This is a genomic window from Paenibacillus sp. FSL R5-0701 (assembly GCF_037973995.1).
Taxonomy (GTDB): domain Bacteria; phylum Bacillota; class Bacilli; order Paenibacillales; family Paenibacillaceae; genus Paenibacillus.
This window is the reverse complement of sequence record NZ_CP150230.1, coordinates 1560626-1572768: the sequence shown is the minus strand read 5'-3', so window position 1 is coordinate 1572768 and position 12143 is coordinate 1560626. Positions and strand designations below refer to the sequence as shown.

Genomic DNA, 12143 nt, shown 5'->3' with positions numbered 1-12143 from the left:
TCCTCTCTACTCATCCTCACAAATTACATAACCTTCCGGATAATCGAAACTGAGCACTCGCACATACATTCCGTATACTGGGTGTGCCTCATTCATCCTGTGATAAAGGTTTGGCTTGCCCTCGATCTGTCTTTCCAACTCTTCTGCGGTTGCTTTAATGTCGTTGAACAATCCTCGTGTTCTTGGCCCACCCTCCCCTTCGTTCCCACGCTTGCCATTGATAATCCGGATGTTTTCACCCGTGGCGCTGTATCGTTGCATCGGATCAACTGGGTTGTACAGTTCAATACATCTGTAGTTTATCTTGGGCATGTCTTTCACAATGGGTGTAATGAATCGGTTGACCCACTTTTTGATGACTCTGCGCTTCACTATGTGTTATCCCTCCTTCCTATCCTGTGTCGCTATAGCTAATGCCAACAACGCTGTTGATCTCGCTTGAATGAGCGCTGCTTTGGCTTCGTATGAAATGTTCTTGCCCAGCCTTGTTGCAATATCTTGCATTTGGCTTTGGCACATCGATATAACCTTTTCATTGTCCATGTCTCTTGTTATCCCTCCTCTTAATGACCCAACCCTATCCGGCCCCCGCGTTGCTGGGTGATTCGGTCGGACTCGATGGCCTTCGGCAAAAACAAAAAGAGCAACGGCGCTTAACCGTCACTCTCATGCACTACATATTTAAATATTGGCGTATTTATTAATTCTTGATGTGGGCAGGGACTTCCACTCCTGCACGATTTCCCCTAACTTTTCCCGACCTTCTGAGTGACGGTACTTGCACATGGGTTAGGTACTCTCCGATCCATTGACCTGCGTCTCTCTTCCGCCACCACATCATAGTTTTGGCATGCAAGGAAGGAACGTTGTAAACGACGACTGCGCATACAGCTATCGGCGCTTATCAGATGTTCCTTATGATATTAGTTTAGCACTTATGATGGGGAATTTGTGGGAAATAATGCGTAATTCGTGGGTAAAAAATGGGGAATCACGCTGGTTCCTTGTACACCCACTCTGGGTCGAACATGTGATCAAGGTTGGTAATCTCCATGTAATCCTGCTTGAGCGGCATCATTGCTTTGCTCAGACTGTTGAGCGCCTTCTTGTGCTGGGTCGATACCGTCTTGCGGTCTTTATGCAGTCTGTCGGCAATCTCGCTAAGGTTCAGCTTGTTGCGGTCCATGTACTTGAGCTGGATGATCGTCTTCTGATCGTCACTCAGTATAAAGTCCACAGCCGATTCCAGTAACGTGACGATACGCGAGTACCGACTCTGGTCACTGGTTCTGTCATGGTTGCTCAGACGGGATCTGACTCGTTCATCGTATATGCCCATCTTGAACATCCACTGCATCTCACTGTCTATCATCATTCCACCAAGGTTATTCAGCGCAAACTTGTAAGATCTATAATCCGTCAGCAACTTGATCACCTGATTGTTGTCCATGTTCTCCCTCCTCATACTCTTGGATAAATTCATGATGCCGGTATACTCTCCATCCCTTTTCAGGGGAGTGTACGATCCAGCTACCTTGTAGCACCTTGAAGTAATTCTTCTCTACAACGACGCTAAGGTATGGCTGTTGCACTTTTTGCATCACTCGGCCCATTTGTACCAGACCGCCTGTAAACTGCTGTATCTGCTCTATTAAAGCCGGAGAGTAATCCGTTAAACGGATCGCCCTCACGGTTTCTGCTTTGCGGTGGTAAATCATGCTGGATCGTATGTCTTTTCGAATATGTCAGGCTTGCACGGATAGAATTCGCCATTCACGCCCTTGATAATCCAATCTCCGTGATCCGCAACCATGGTTCCTTCCAGTGTAGGGATCAGTATCATCCCATCTCTTATTTCATAGTTAAGATCCATATCTGCCACTTCATCGAGATTTTCACCAGTCCACTGAATCGCTTCAATCACAACCGGTCTCTTCCGGAACTTCGGCATTACGCCACCTCCGATTGTGGCAATTCCAGTGCACTCACGCGTCTTTTGAGTTCCTCGAATTCTGCTCGCGTTGGAGGCCCCTCTGTCTCCTGATCAGCACTTCCTGCCATGTCTCCTTGAGCCAGCTCGTGTCCTGTGCTTTCTTGCGTGGCTTCGTCCCCTTCTGGAAACTGCCAAGTGGGAGGCGTTAGTTCGCCGCCCTCTTCCAGGTCGTTAGTCCGTGCCAGATCCTCATCAACACGTTGGGGTTCTTCGACTCTGATTCGAAATTGCGGCGCCTCTTCGGCGCTCACCTCCCGGTACTTACCAGCTTCCAGATAGTTGAATGTAATTACTTCATCCGTTGCAGCAAGCTTAGCTCTCTTCATGGAACGTTTGTCATCTACCCACTCAACGTCATAGATGGCTGGCTTGGCTTCTTCCTCGCGCTGTTTCTGTTCTTTCCAACGGGCATAGGAATCACCTGTATCAATCTCTTTTGGTGCAACAACCGTATTAACTGACAACTGCTTGCGAAGACCGTCATTCTCTTTGCTCAGTCTGTCAATCTCGGCGTTTTTCTCCTCAAGCTGAGTAACAGCAGCATCGCGCTTGCTCACTACGTCTTCCAGTTCCATACGTGTGTTACGTAGCTCCACGACCATCTGTGCGTTGGCCTCGCCTGCTCTGGTTTCACTCGCCTGTGCTTCTTCTCTTGCGGATCTCTCCAGTTCAAACTGCGCCTGGATCTGATCGTTCTGTTCTTTCCAGTACTGTTCACGCTCCAGAATCAATGCCTGCACTGCGTCACGCACAACCTCATATGACATTGCCGCTGTCTCTTCTTTGTTGTTCAGGAAAAATTCCCTTACCTGTGTTCCATGTACGTTCAGGTTGTCCAACACATAAGTCACTGTAGACACCGCTGTTTCGTTCTCAATCTCGTTGATTTGCTGTTCAATTTCGCTAATCTTGTTCGAATCTGCCAATGCACCACGTTGTTTTTCTGTGTTGAGTTCGTACCGTAATTGCTCCAATTTTTCAATACTCACCAGACATACACCCCGTTTTCCGATAGTAATAATGATATATCTTATTATAGCACATTTTGTGGTTATAAAGTACTTTTTTCGCCGTTTTACACAATATTTTGTGGTTTATCTGCAACATGTCACATTTGACTTTTACGATCATGCAATTTCTGATCTCGATTCCAGTTTTCCAACTTTCCACCCATCCATTTTAAACCACCCTGTTGGCTCATAGAGACGTTTTTGTGTTGATCCTAGTATTTGTCTGTCCAACTCTAGTAAACGCCCTCTACACGCCCCAGATTCGTCGAGGAGCACCCACCCGTCCCCTACATGCACGTACCGTCCAATCATTTCACTTTCCACCTTCCATCGGTTTTGGTCACCAATCGCAAAATGATATCTGGGTTCCTCACATCGAATAGCGTCTTCCTCAACGAAAAGTCTCTTGCGGCAAACCCCTTTACATCCTCCACGATGACTTGTCCATTCTCCTTGTACATGAAGTCTGCTGTGTATTTTATTCCTCGCTTCTTTTTGCCCATCTTTGTGAATGGCTCTACCAACACGAATGCCGGTTGTAAGGTCAACTCACTTATTTCACCAGCGCGTTCGAGTAACATCAGCATCCGATATCGCTCAGCCTCCATCTTGCTTGCGAATTCAATTCCATCCTTAACCGTCTTCTTAGCGCCGTACTTGTTACCCCTCAAGCTGCACCACCTCCTCTCCGTTTTACAATCAGCTCATGGTTAACCCGTGTCTTGGGTACGCCTACTTCCTTAGCGATGTCCGACCGTAGCCAGCCGTAGTCTGCCAGTTCGATGATCCGGCTGGACTGCTCTGGTGTAAGTGGTACGTCCAGGCTTTCCATCAACCGATCTGTCCTTGATTCTGATCTCCGTATGCTCACGTAATTTTTGTATGCTTTTTCAGCCTTCGGTTTCTTTGGCTTCTGCTCCTTGATCTGTCCGCCGGATGCCCAATGCTTCTTTTTCATGCCGCTTCCTCCTCAGTGTCGTCTGCAAAGGCCTCTCGGCCCCTGCGCATAAATTCTTCCCAGTCTTGGTCCATCAGGTCGTAGTCGTCGATTGGTTTAGGCATGTTTCTTCACCTGATTGATGAGATTGACCGCTTCACCCTGAGGGTGAGACTGTACGACTTGTAGTGGCTCAAAAACCTTCACCAACATCTGTAGCATGGTGGATTGTTCTTCCGACAGAGCTACTGGATACAACACGCCTTTCATCGCGTAAAACAGGACTGCTTGATCTTTCATATTCATTTTCCTCCCCTTATGCTGATTGGTTGTGCTGTTCTGGCCTGCGGTCTCTGCCGATCATCTCAATCTCTCGCTCACCAATTCTGCCCTTGATCCGACTCACCAGCTTTGCTCCGTTGGTTGGAAGCCGTCCTGGGATGCGCTCTAACTCATAATTGCTCGTCATGATGGTTATCTTGCCTTCACGCTCTCGTCCATTCAGGATGCTGAACAACTTGTCCTCTGCCCAATCCTTGTACTGTGCGGTGAATAAGTCATCGATCATCAGGATCGGAACCTTGCGGAATCGTTCCAGCACCTCCGACTCTGTTTCGTCTGTCTTTTTGCTGTTTCTGTTGTACGTCTCTTTGATCGCGGAGTACATGTCATCCTCAGTCACGTAGATTCCCGGAATCTTCCGATGTGCAAGCGCATTGGCTATACACACCATCAGGTACGTCTTACCAGTTCCGAACGCCGATACATTCTTTTCCTTTGCCCGGTGATCGTCACCGAAGATGTACATCCAACTCCCCTTCTCCATGTGGTCCTTGATGTTTCGTACAAAATCCATCGCGAGCTTGAGTTGCGTTTCGTTCTCCTTGTCGATCACTGCCGTTTTGAAGGTGTACTCTTTTTCATCCGGAGCAAGTCCATCTGTAGGGTTGTAATTTTTGAACTGCCGCTCGTAATAGCAGTCACAAAGTTTAGTGGTTGTGACTTGGCGTCTCATGGGCGTTCCGTCTGATCGGGTGTACGTCTCATCCTCGACCCATTGCATGTTGTTTATCGTTCCGGTGTAATCGCAGACTTCACAGCCTTCTCTATTCGAAGTTCCTGAGCTGCTGTTCGAAGTCGTCCGGAACAATGACTCTCCGACTCCCTGGAGTTCCGATGTATTCTGTTGGTTTCTGAGATGCTCGATCCGAGCCAGTAGTCCTTTCATTGGTCCGCCCACGTCCACCTTGACCGCCTCCCTTTTGTTTTCTATACGTTTCAAATGGATTGTTCTCAGACTGGAACTGATCCAGGTTCTTCGGATTCATGAACTTGTCCAAAGTGAACTTGTATGTGTACCAGTAAAGTTCGCTGGAAATGATAGTTTTATAGTTTTGCATGGCTTGTATGATTTCCTCAGCTGTTCTGCCTTCTAGCCGAGCGTTAATTCCTGAACTCATCTTTTGTGTCAGTTCCCGGTGTTTGATAATTTCAAGAGAATTCCAAAACTCATATATATCTTTTATTTCTTTCTTAACATTCATATCTTTATTATCTTTATTATTATTGTTCCCCGACTGTTCTTCCTCTGTTCCAACACTGTTCTTCCTCTGTTCCAAGTCCTGTTCCATGTTCTGTTTTACGAATGACCCAAACCCTTGGTACTGCTCGTAATTTAGCACCGTAAACACTGTTCCAAGTTCATGTGTTCTCGTGCATATCCTTTGCATGCGTTCTAACTTCTTTATGCAACGGTTAATCACAGAAGTTGAGTATGTTTTGACTTGGCGATTCTCGATGTATTGCAAATCTTCCTGAAGTTTTCGCGTTGATCTGCACCATTCTCCCCGCTGTAATACCAGGTCGTCCGCCAGCCGATAACCCTCTTCGGAGTAGATGGCGTTGCCGTAGATTAGAAAGAATAGTCTGAACTCAACGATGTTTTTCCATATCGGATTTCCGAAGATGTCCCGGCTGGTTTGGAACGATCCTGCCATTTAACTCACCCCTAAGCTCCTTTTTTACTTCCCAAGCTGTCCCGTATATCATTTATCTTCATCTTCGCCCACCGTACCCGTTCCTCGTGCCACTCAACTGCTCCGCGGTCATCGTACTGTTCTGCATGGTGCAGATCCGCTACCGCTCGGGCTAATTCGTCGTCCCAGAACAACAACTGTGATCGCAGGTATCCGTTGTTAGACGCCATCCTTTGTATCCTCCTTGGGTATAGACTCCCAAACCTTCTGGCATCGTTTCAATGGAATACTGTACAGCTCTTCATCAAAAACCACTTTTGCATACCAACCAAATTCAAACCACTGAAGGCTCTCGACCTTCACATTTTGAAGGAATGGGTGGTGAATTTCCTCAATCACGTTTACAATATCGCCCGGTCGAATGTCAGGAGCAAACTTTCCCGACTCGACTTGTTTTTTAGTACGTCTCAAGGCAACTTTCACGCCTTCACCGTAAGCGAAATACGGCATTCTTCCGTTTGATGTTCTTTGTATCCATTCCAACAGCTTATCTGCATCGATCAGTTTCATGCTTCATCCCTACCCTCTAGTAAGTGTTGGTGTTCATATATGTTGCCGATGACCTCGAAGAACTGCCCATTACCGTGTGGTATGCTAACCAGATATCCGCACATTTTTGCGTATTTGTTCTTAGTGATCCTTCCAAATATCAATCCACTAGGCTCACTCTTAATCTCGCAAATTTGGTTCGCTTTCCATCCGTAATCGGGACCAGGCTCATATACAAAGTGGACAATATCTCCCTCATAGATGTTTGTACCGTCCTTATCTTTCAGACCCGTGTACTGCATATATTTCAAGTGGTGCAATGTCCGAAACTCTTCTTCGTCCTCGGTGATCGCTGTGGCTTTGATGCCTACGCCAGTCAGTTCGAACACCACATCGTCCTCTTCACCAGCGTGGTACATTCTTTCCTTAACGTCATCCCATGCTCTAAAAAGTATCTCTCTCATGCTTCTTCCTCCCCAGGTAGGTTGATACGCGTTTCCGATCCATCTTCAACCAGAATGATACCTTCCTTTGCTGTATGCCTATCCAGACACCCTTGGCCACAATAAACGTGTTCGTACTTGATTAATGGTTTATCATCTGCGGTCAGGTGTTTGAAGCAATTAAACCCTCTTTCATTGACCCCATAACATTCAAACCACCAACCATCTTGGATTAATACCTCTTTAGGAACGTACCTCTGTTCTGCATATTTATCATAATCAGGCTGCCTTACAGCTCTGACGTTAATATATTCATCCCATTGAATTGCTTCGCTTTTTCGGATGGCGTCACTTCTCTTTTCAGCGAATACCAGTTCTTGATGTTCGCCGTCTGCTGTAGATGTGAGATAGCATTTCATCTTGTATATCCTCCTATTTGGGGAGACCGACCAACACCTGATACGGCCTCCACTGCGTTAAGTATTGCGGTCGAATCGGACGCCTTCGGCCAATTAGTGAATATCTCTGATTCGAAATGAAACAATTGATGTCTGCGACATTTTGTCTTGCTGGATAATCTCACGTCTTTGTTCTACCCACTCACTGCCATGATCGTAACTTTGCTCTTCAAATTGTCGAACCATTTTTTCCACAATGGCAGCGTGCTTCTCTTGACCCTCTTGCCAAGATGTTTGAATGTAATAAATGATCCCATACCACCCAGCAGGGCAAAACTGATTTAGCACCTTTCCATAACTTACTGTTACACCATCAACTTCCACATACATTCCCGTTTTTAAATGCTCCACTGCTGATCCCTCCTATGAATGTTATAAGTCCAGTACAGACAATAACGCGGCTTTGCAACGTTGTTCAGGTGTTGCGTGGATGTAATCAAACGGATACACTAACTCCCCAGTTCTTCCCACAACCTCTTTTATCTTTTGGTAATACCTCGTTTGTAGCCCGAGTTCCCTTATCTTCCCCTCAACGTAAAACCACGCTGCTGAGATGTCCCTCGACCAGTTTTGTTGTATGAAATACGATAAAAATATGTTCCCTCTCGGCGGCATCATTGCGTAAGCGTCGGCCTCGCTCATTGTAGGTGGTATTAGAACCTCTCCGTGCCCTACAGGTCCGTCATAGTCGTGCGTAGGGACTGGTATACGGTGCCATTTCAAGAGGTGTTCAGCTACCATCACGTTAAGTTCGATTCCAGGTTGAGCATTTATCACTTGCTCCCATTTCAACGCCATCTATATATCCTCCCTACATGCCAAATGGCACAAGTTTATCAAGCGATTCCTTCAGGCTATCGATGCAATCTTTCATACTATGACTTAAATACCGTGGCTCTTGCCGATAGTCAGCGTATGCGTAAATGACATCGTGAACTGAGTACGTGTACCCTCTGAACAGAATGAACTTCCGGACACGTTCCCATGGATCTGTTTCCTCCTCAATACTGCGTTCATTTTCTCTACGTTGGTACTCCGTCATGCAGGCCGATTCGACCTTCGTCGGCTCATATTCACCCTGTTCGTCCAAGCTAATTACGACATAGTGTGGAACCACCTTGTACTGCTTACCGCATTCCGTGCATGTGGGAGCGGTGAACGTGTAGACACCATCAACCACTGGCGGTTTATCAAAATCAAAGTCTGCATTTTCAAATACGATGAACCCTTTGCAGTTTGGTACGTTACAGTGATGTGCTTCGATTGACATTGTTATATCCTCCTTAGTAGGGAGAGGCCCAAAGGACCCGATCCCTGAAATTCAATCTTGTTTACGCCGGATCTTCCTCAGCCGATTGTGGCAAGCAATGGTTATAAACTTCGATAACTTCCCACGGCCACGTACCTTCCACGGTTACTTTGAGATTGCCTTTCTCTTCGATGAATGTGATTGAAATCTCGCCGTTCGTTTCATCATCAAACAAGAATTTAAAACCGCCGCCGATTGAAACGAATTCCCCATCAGAGAAACCATATCGTTTTTGGATGTTCGCTTTAACCGATTCAATAATTGCATCCCGTTTTTCGATGTTGTACCAAAGCGTCAATTTGTTTTCCACTTCAATCTCCCCTTTTTCTTCGAATTTAAGTTCGTGTTCCTTGTATCCGGCGTTGGTGAGAGTGACCTCTACAGTCCGTTGGTTCCCCTCTCCTTCCTGACCCACCTGTAAATCTTTCAACGTCATATAAGCAGCCTCAGCCCTCTGGCGTGGTGTTGCTCTAAGCATCGCCTCTGCTGTGTCATAAGTTAGTCCCTCATGGTAACTGTGTCCTGTGGCGTACGTCAGGTGAGCCTGGTATCCAATCTGATCAGCTTCAAGTGCTTTGTCTTCCAATTCCTTGACGTGATTGTATTCCGAGCATGGGATGAAAAAATCGGAACTCCCGTCTTCCCTTTTAATCACAAAGTTATGTGGTGGAGCTTCTTGCTCGAAATACTCGAATCCCAGCAAATCAGCCAATTGCGATGTTAAATATTGATCCGTCATTTTTTTGGCTCTCATGACTGTTCTTCCTCCCCTAAACGATTTCAAGTTTTAGTTTCTTCCGTCGTTCATCCAGTAGCTTCGATTTTGCTGTATTGCGGTCCACCGGATACACCGGACGGGCTAGCATGTCGATTACCAGATCAGTGCTTTTCAGGGCAATGCCCGTGTATTCAGTGACCTTGTAAATATCTCCCTTGATGGAGTGGATCGAGCCTAACCGAATACCTGGAACTGTTTCTTTCCACTCTTTATGCGGTATTTCTATGACCATTTCAATGTTGCTGGATGGCTCCCTATACGCTTTCGCTTTGCTCACAAAATCCTTCTGATTTAGTCGTTGACAGGTGTAGCGCACAAGGATCATCTCGCTGAATATTTCGAAGTTCTCAATTCCCAAGACAAGCATCGGTTCACCACGAACTTCTACTGTCTGCCCGACCTTGTACGGCTGCTTGAACAATTTGAACCTGATGACGGCTGTTGTGATTAAACTGTCCGTGGTATATCCCTCCTTGGTTAGAGGCCGAGCCTCAAGCCTGATTCTTCATGAACACGATCCAGTGCGTCTTACTACGCTTATTCCCGAATAACGGCGGCTGAGGAAACAGTTTCTTTAATTCAGCCAGGCTTACCTGATCCTCGTTCCACTTGAAAATGAGCGTCCCGTTCGGCTTCAACACTCGCATGCATTCCGCAAATCCAAGCTTGATATCATCCTTCCAGGTATCCGGGTTCAACTTGCCGTACTTCTTGGCCAACCACGATTCGTCACCAGCTTTAAGCAAATGTGGTGGATCGAATACCACCATGTAAAACGATTCATCCTCAAAAGGCATGTTGCGAAAGTCAGAAATCACGTCTGGAGCCACATTAAGTGTCCGTCCATCGCATAATGTGTCAGTCAATTCCCGGATGTCTGCGTAAACAACATCATCATTCTGTTTGTCGAACCAGAACATCCGACTGCCGCAACATGCGTCCAATACTCGTTCAGCCATGTGTGTTATCTCTCCTTTGGTGGGCCTAAACCCGTGGTTTTAAATATCCGATCGATTTCGCATACTCACGAATGAATTCCATATCTTCTTCTGGGTATCCCCAATGCGGACAGTACAGGCCGCCGTATCCGTTGTTATGGTTCGCATCATCATCACCCAATATATAATCCCTAAAGTCGCACACAAGGCCCCACAGCGTCCCTCCGTGGCTGAAATGTCGGTGCTGCCCGCTCACTTCCTTGTCCATGAGAAGCGGTCTGTCAGTGTAGTCGTCTACTAGCCAAAGCTTTCCGTCTGCCCAATGAAATGCGGCGAATCTATCATGCTGCTTGCTGTATAAGAATTTTCGTCCTGCCCTTCCGATCACGCGAATCAAACCATTGATCAGTTCAATTCTCGCCTGGTTCGGGTAAGGCGCTTCATTTTTTCTTGGCGTAGACTGACCAATCTTACGCATCTTCACCACTTTGAGAAAATCCATATATTTGACGTCTGGATCATAGTCACTGAATGATCTGAATTCTGCACTCTTGGCCTGTCCTGGAGTTGGTGCTATCTGCAAACTCGTGAATGCCTCGTCAAAGTGCGTTGCCGAATATGTGAATTGGTATAAGTTCATTGCTTGCATGCTTATCGCTCCTTTGTGTGGTGGGAAGGGAGGGTATTCCCTTCCTCTGTTATCCCCGGTGGGGTGGTGTATCCTCCCTTAGATGGTTTATTGGTGGGTTATGAAAGCTTCTTTTCATCTAAAAACCCTAATTCGTAAGCAATTTTGGCTGTTTGGTGATCCACCAGCACCCCATTAATTGTGTTTGCATAAGGCGATAGTTTCTTTTTGTTTGGGTCATACCACCCCTTTTCAAGCTCTACATCTGAAAACGGGTGACCTTCTCTCAGAACAGGAAATCCATCCTTGTATTCCGGTTTAATAACTGTTCCATACTCATCACGCTCGCCTACGTACCAATTTCTAAGTTCGGGCCCAATCTCGCTTGCTCCACAGCTTTCGCAATGATAGGGACCACACTGTGTCATTCCAACTCCTACATCCACAAAATCCGCATGGCAATCATCACCACAGTATGGGCATGGTTCCGGATCGTCGTAACTTCCATAATTACTTCTCATCTTCTATCCCTCCCTGTGGGTTATGCGTTGTATTGGTGATAACTCCGGTGAGCCCAGCTTCATAGCAATTACGTGGTCCTGTAGGATGGGCATCCATGTTTTCTTGCTGCTGTGTACCAGCCGATGCATTTCCGCGCTCAGCAGTATGCAATTGTCCGTCTCGTACTTGCCACCTTGTGATCCGTACACGATGCGGTGTAACTCAAGCCCGGGTCCCGGTACGCCACTCAGGACGCACCAGTTTCCTCCCTCGCGCTCGATTACCGCCTGCCGTACCTTTTCCTTCGTCCTGTACTCCGGGTCCGTGTTGCGCTCTCTCTTCGCCTTAGGCTGCTCTTTCCGGTTGTGGTGGTTGAACAGGTTCATCCGCCAGGGCATGATGTTCTTTTCCTTCTTGCGTGCCAGTGACATGGTCTACCTCCTCCGTGGTAATGTGTGGATCAGACATCCGATTGCTATCCCCATTGAAGTGCCTAACATCAGCATCACTATTCCAAAAGCAAGTTGATTCATGAGCGTGTATCTCCTCTCCGAATGGTCCGTCTGTTACTGGGATGATTAGGCTGCCGTCGTCGTAGAATAGGGTGTCTTGGTATCTCATCA

At 46.8% G+C, this 12143-nt stretch carries 24 protein-coding genes; all 24 read right to left on the bottom strand.

What is annotated here, in order from left to right; genetic code table 11:
• Positions 1-6: 6 nt before the first annotated feature.
• The 24 genes from MKZ13_RS07190 to MKZ13_RS07075 all read right to left on the bottom strand — a co-directional run bounded on the left by MKZ13_RS07190 (position 7) and on the right by MKZ13_RS07075 (position 12141).
• The gene (locus MKZ13_RS07190; protein WP_339182875.1) at positions 7-372 is read right to left on the bottom strand and encodes a hypothetical protein; all 366 of its coding nucleotides are present in this window, start codon (positions 370-372) and stop codon (positions 7-9) included.
• Positions 373-378: 6 nt separating this feature from the next.
• Positions 379-543, bottom strand: coding sequence for a hypothetical protein (locus tag MKZ13_RS07185; RefSeq protein ID WP_339182873.1), 165 nt, complete (start codon positions 541-543; stop codon positions 379-381).
• 448 nt (positions 544-991) lie between these two features.
• Positions 992-1450: a sigma factor-like helix-turn-helix DNA-binding protein gene (locus MKZ13_RS07180; RefSeq protein ID WP_339182872.1), complete on the bottom strand. Its 459-nt coding sequence runs from the start codon at positions 1448-1450 to the stop codon at positions 992-994.
• Entirely contained in the window at positions 1410-1718 is a 309-nt protein-coding gene (locus MKZ13_RS07175) for a hypothetical protein (RefSeq protein WP_339182870.1), read from the bottom strand. Before MKZ13_RS07175 ends, MKZ13_RS07180 begins: the two co-directional genes overlap by 41 nt.
• The gene (locus MKZ13_RS07170) at positions 1715-1951 is read right to left on the bottom strand and encodes a hypothetical protein (RefSeq protein ID WP_339182868.1); all 237 of its coding nucleotides are present in this window, start codon (positions 1949-1951) and stop codon (positions 1715-1717) included. Before MKZ13_RS07170 ends, MKZ13_RS07175 begins: the two co-directional genes overlap by 4 nt.
• Positions 1951-2982: a hypothetical protein gene (locus MKZ13_RS07165; protein WP_339182866.1), complete on the bottom strand. Its 1032-nt coding sequence runs from the start codon at positions 2980-2982 to the stop codon at positions 1951-1953. Before MKZ13_RS07165 ends, MKZ13_RS07170 begins: the two co-directional genes overlap by 1 nt.
• 329 nt (positions 2983-3311) lie before the next feature.
• Positions 3312-3674, bottom strand: coding sequence for a DUF1064 domain-containing protein (locus MKZ13_RS07160; protein ID WP_339182864.1), 363 nt, complete (start codon positions 3672-3674; stop codon positions 3312-3314).
• The gene (locus tag MKZ13_RS07155) at positions 3671-3961 is read right to left on the bottom strand and encodes a hypothetical protein (protein ID WP_339182862.1); all 291 of its coding nucleotides are present in this window, start codon (positions 3959-3961) and stop codon (positions 3671-3673) included. Before MKZ13_RS07155 ends, MKZ13_RS07160 begins: the two co-directional genes overlap by 4 nt.
• 96 nt (positions 3962-4057) lie before the next feature.
• Positions 4058-4240 (bottom strand): hypothetical protein, encoded by a 183-nt coding sequence (locus MKZ13_RS07150; protein WP_339182860.1) that lies wholly within the window; start codon positions 4238-4240, stop codon positions 4058-4060.
• A 16-nt stretch (positions 4241-4256) separates the two neighbouring features.
• Positions 4257-4955 carry a DnaA/Hda family protein gene (locus MKZ13_RS07145; RefSeq protein WP_339185362.1) on the bottom strand — a complete coding sequence of 233 codons (699 nt, stop codon included), beginning with the start codon at positions 4953-4955 and terminating at the stop codon, positions 4257-4259.
• A gap of 91 nt (positions 4956-5046) precedes the next feature.
• Positions 5047-5937 (bottom strand): hypothetical protein, encoded by an 891-nt coding sequence (locus MKZ13_RS07140; protein WP_339182858.1) that lies wholly within the window; start codon positions 5935-5937, stop codon positions 5047-5049.
• Positions 5938-5948: 11 nt separating this feature from the next.
• Positions 5949-6146, bottom strand: coding sequence for a hypothetical protein (locus MKZ13_RS07135; RefSeq protein ID WP_339182856.1), 198 nt, complete (start codon positions 6144-6146; stop codon positions 5949-5951).
• A complete protein-coding gene (locus MKZ13_RS07130) occupies positions 6136-6486 on the bottom strand; it encodes a hypothetical protein (RefSeq protein ID WP_339182854.1) in 351 nt (116 codons plus the stop codon). The genes MKZ13_RS07135 and MKZ13_RS07130 overlap by 11 nt, the downstream gene beginning before the upstream one ends.
• Positions 6483-6929 carry a YopX family protein gene (locus MKZ13_RS07125; protein WP_339182852.1) on the bottom strand — a complete coding sequence of 149 codons (447 nt, stop codon included), beginning with the start codon at positions 6927-6929 and terminating at the stop codon, positions 6483-6485. Before MKZ13_RS07125 ends, MKZ13_RS07130 begins: the two co-directional genes overlap by 4 nt.
• Positions 6926-7327 (bottom strand): hypothetical protein, encoded by a 402-nt coding sequence (locus MKZ13_RS07120; protein ID WP_339182851.1) that lies wholly within the window; start codon positions 7325-7327, stop codon positions 6926-6928. Before MKZ13_RS07120 ends, MKZ13_RS07125 begins: the two co-directional genes overlap by 4 nt.
• Before the next feature lie 93 nt (positions 7328-7420).
• A complete protein-coding gene (locus MKZ13_RS07115; protein WP_339182849.1) occupies positions 7421-7717 on the bottom strand; it encodes a hypothetical protein in 297 nt (98 codons plus the stop codon).
• Between the two features lie 21 nt (positions 7718-7738).
• Positions 7739-8164 carry a hypothetical protein gene (locus MKZ13_RS07110; RefSeq protein WP_339182847.1) on the bottom strand — a complete coding sequence of 142 codons (426 nt, stop codon included), beginning with the start codon at positions 8162-8164 and terminating at the stop codon, positions 7739-7741.
• 13 nt (positions 8165-8177) lie between these two features.
• Complete coding sequence (locus MKZ13_RS07105; RefSeq protein ID WP_339182845.1) at positions 8178-8636, bottom strand: hypothetical protein; 459 nt, start codon at positions 8634-8636, stop codon at positions 8178-8180.
• Positions 8637-8697: 61 nt separating this feature from the next.
• Positions 8698-9429 carry a hypothetical protein gene (locus MKZ13_RS07100; RefSeq protein WP_339182843.1) on the bottom strand — a complete coding sequence of 244 codons (732 nt, stop codon included), beginning with the start codon at positions 9427-9429 and terminating at the stop codon, positions 8698-8700.
• Positions 9430-9445: 16 nt separating this feature from the next.
• A complete protein-coding gene (locus MKZ13_RS07095) occupies positions 9446-9874 on the bottom strand; it encodes a hypothetical protein (protein WP_339182841.1) in 429 nt (142 codons plus the stop codon).
• Positions 9875-9944: 70 nt separating this feature from the next.
• The gene (locus MKZ13_RS07090; protein WP_339182839.1) at positions 9945-10412 is read right to left on the bottom strand and encodes a class I SAM-dependent methyltransferase; all 468 of its coding nucleotides are present in this window, start codon (positions 10410-10412) and stop codon (positions 9945-9947) included.
• A gap of 25 nt (positions 10413-10437) precedes the next feature.
• Positions 10438-11040 (bottom strand): hypothetical protein, encoded by a 603-nt coding sequence (locus tag MKZ13_RS07085; RefSeq protein WP_339182837.1) that lies wholly within the window; start codon positions 11038-11040, stop codon positions 10438-10440.
• 98 nt (positions 11041-11138) lie between these two features.
• On the bottom strand, positions 11139-11540 hold the full coding sequence (locus MKZ13_RS07080) for a hypothetical protein (protein WP_339182835.1): 402 nt from the start codon (positions 11538-11540) through the stop codon (positions 11139-11141).
• 325 nt (positions 11541-11865) lie between these two features.
• On the bottom strand, positions 11866-12141 hold the full coding sequence (locus tag MKZ13_RS07075) for a hypothetical protein (RefSeq protein ID WP_339182834.1): 276 nt from the start codon (positions 12139-12141) through the stop codon (positions 11866-11868).
• Positions 12142-12143: the final 2 nt, after the last annotated feature.

Excerpts from the sequence above, each read along its gene's own strand:
- MKZ13_RS07185 (WP_339182873.1), bottom strand. The coding sequence starts at position 543 with ATGGACAATGAAAAGGTTATATCGATGTGCCAAAGCCAAATGCAAGAT.
- MKZ13_RS07180 (WP_339182872.1), bottom strand. The coding sequence starts at position 1,450 with ATGGACAACAATCAGGTGATCAAGTTGCTGACGGATTATAGATCTTAC.
- MKZ13_RS07175 (WP_339182870.1), bottom strand. The coding sequence starts at position 1,718 with ATGATTTACCACCGCAAAGCAGAAACCGTGAGGGCGATCCGTTTAACG.
- MKZ13_RS07170 (WP_339182868.1), bottom strand. The coding sequence starts at position 1,951 with ATGCCGAAGTTCCGGAAGAGACCGGTTGTGATTGAAGCGATTCAGTGG.
- MKZ13_RS07155 (WP_339182862.1), bottom strand. The coding sequence starts at position 3,961 with ATGAAAAAGAAGCATTGGGCATCCGGCGGACAGATCAAGGAGCAGAAG.
- MKZ13_RS07150 (WP_339182860.1), bottom strand. The coding sequence starts at position 4,240 with ATGAAAGATCAAGCAGTCCTGTTTTACGCGATGAAAGGCGTGTTGTAT.
- MKZ13_RS07145 (WP_339185362.1), bottom strand. The coding sequence starts at position 4,955 with ATGAGACGCCAAGTCACAACCACTAAACTTTGTGACTGCTATTACGAG.
- MKZ13_RS07140 (WP_339182858.1), bottom strand. The coding sequence starts at position 5,937 with ATGGCAGGATCGTTCCAAACCAGCCGGGACATCTTCGGAAATCCGATA.
- MKZ13_RS07135 (WP_339182856.1), bottom strand. The coding sequence starts at position 6,146 with ATGGCGTCTAACAACGGATACCTGCGATCACAGTTGTTGTTCTGGGAC.
- MKZ13_RS07130 (WP_339182854.1), bottom strand. The coding sequence starts at position 6,486 with ATGAAACTGATCGATGCAGATAAGCTGTTGGAATGGATACAAAGAACA.
- MKZ13_RS07125 (WP_339182852.1), bottom strand. The coding sequence starts at position 6,929 with ATGAGAGAGATACTTTTTAGAGCATGGGATGACGTTAAGGAAAGAATG.
- MKZ13_RS07120 (WP_339182851.1), bottom strand. The coding sequence starts at position 7,327 with ATGAAATGCTATCTCACATCTACAGCAGACGGCGAACATCAAGAACTG.
- MKZ13_RS07110 (WP_339182847.1), bottom strand. The coding sequence starts at position 8,164 with ATGGCGTTGAAATGGGAGCAAGTGATAAATGCTCAACCTGGAATCGAA.
- MKZ13_RS07105 (WP_339182845.1), bottom strand. The coding sequence starts at position 8,636 with ATGTCAATCGAAGCACATCACTGTAACGTACCAAACTGCAAAGGGTTC.
- MKZ13_RS07100 (WP_339182843.1), bottom strand. The coding sequence starts at position 9,429 with ATGAGAGCCAAAAAAATGACGGATCAATATTTAACATCGCAATTGGCT.
- MKZ13_RS07090 (WP_339182839.1), bottom strand. The coding sequence starts at position 10,412 with ATGGCTGAACGAGTATTGGACGCATGTTGCGGCAGTCGGATGTTCTGG.
- MKZ13_RS07085 (WP_339182837.1), bottom strand. The coding sequence starts at position 11,040 with ATGCAAGCAATGAACTTATACCAATTCACATATTCGGCAACGCACTTT.
- MKZ13_RS07080 (WP_339182835.1), bottom strand. The coding sequence starts at position 11,540 with ATGAGAAGTAATTATGGAAGTTACGACGATCCGGAACCATGCCCATAC.
- MKZ13_RS07075 (WP_339182834.1), bottom strand. The coding sequence starts at position 12,141 with ATGAGATACCAAGACACCCTATTCTACGACGACGGCAGCCTAATCATC.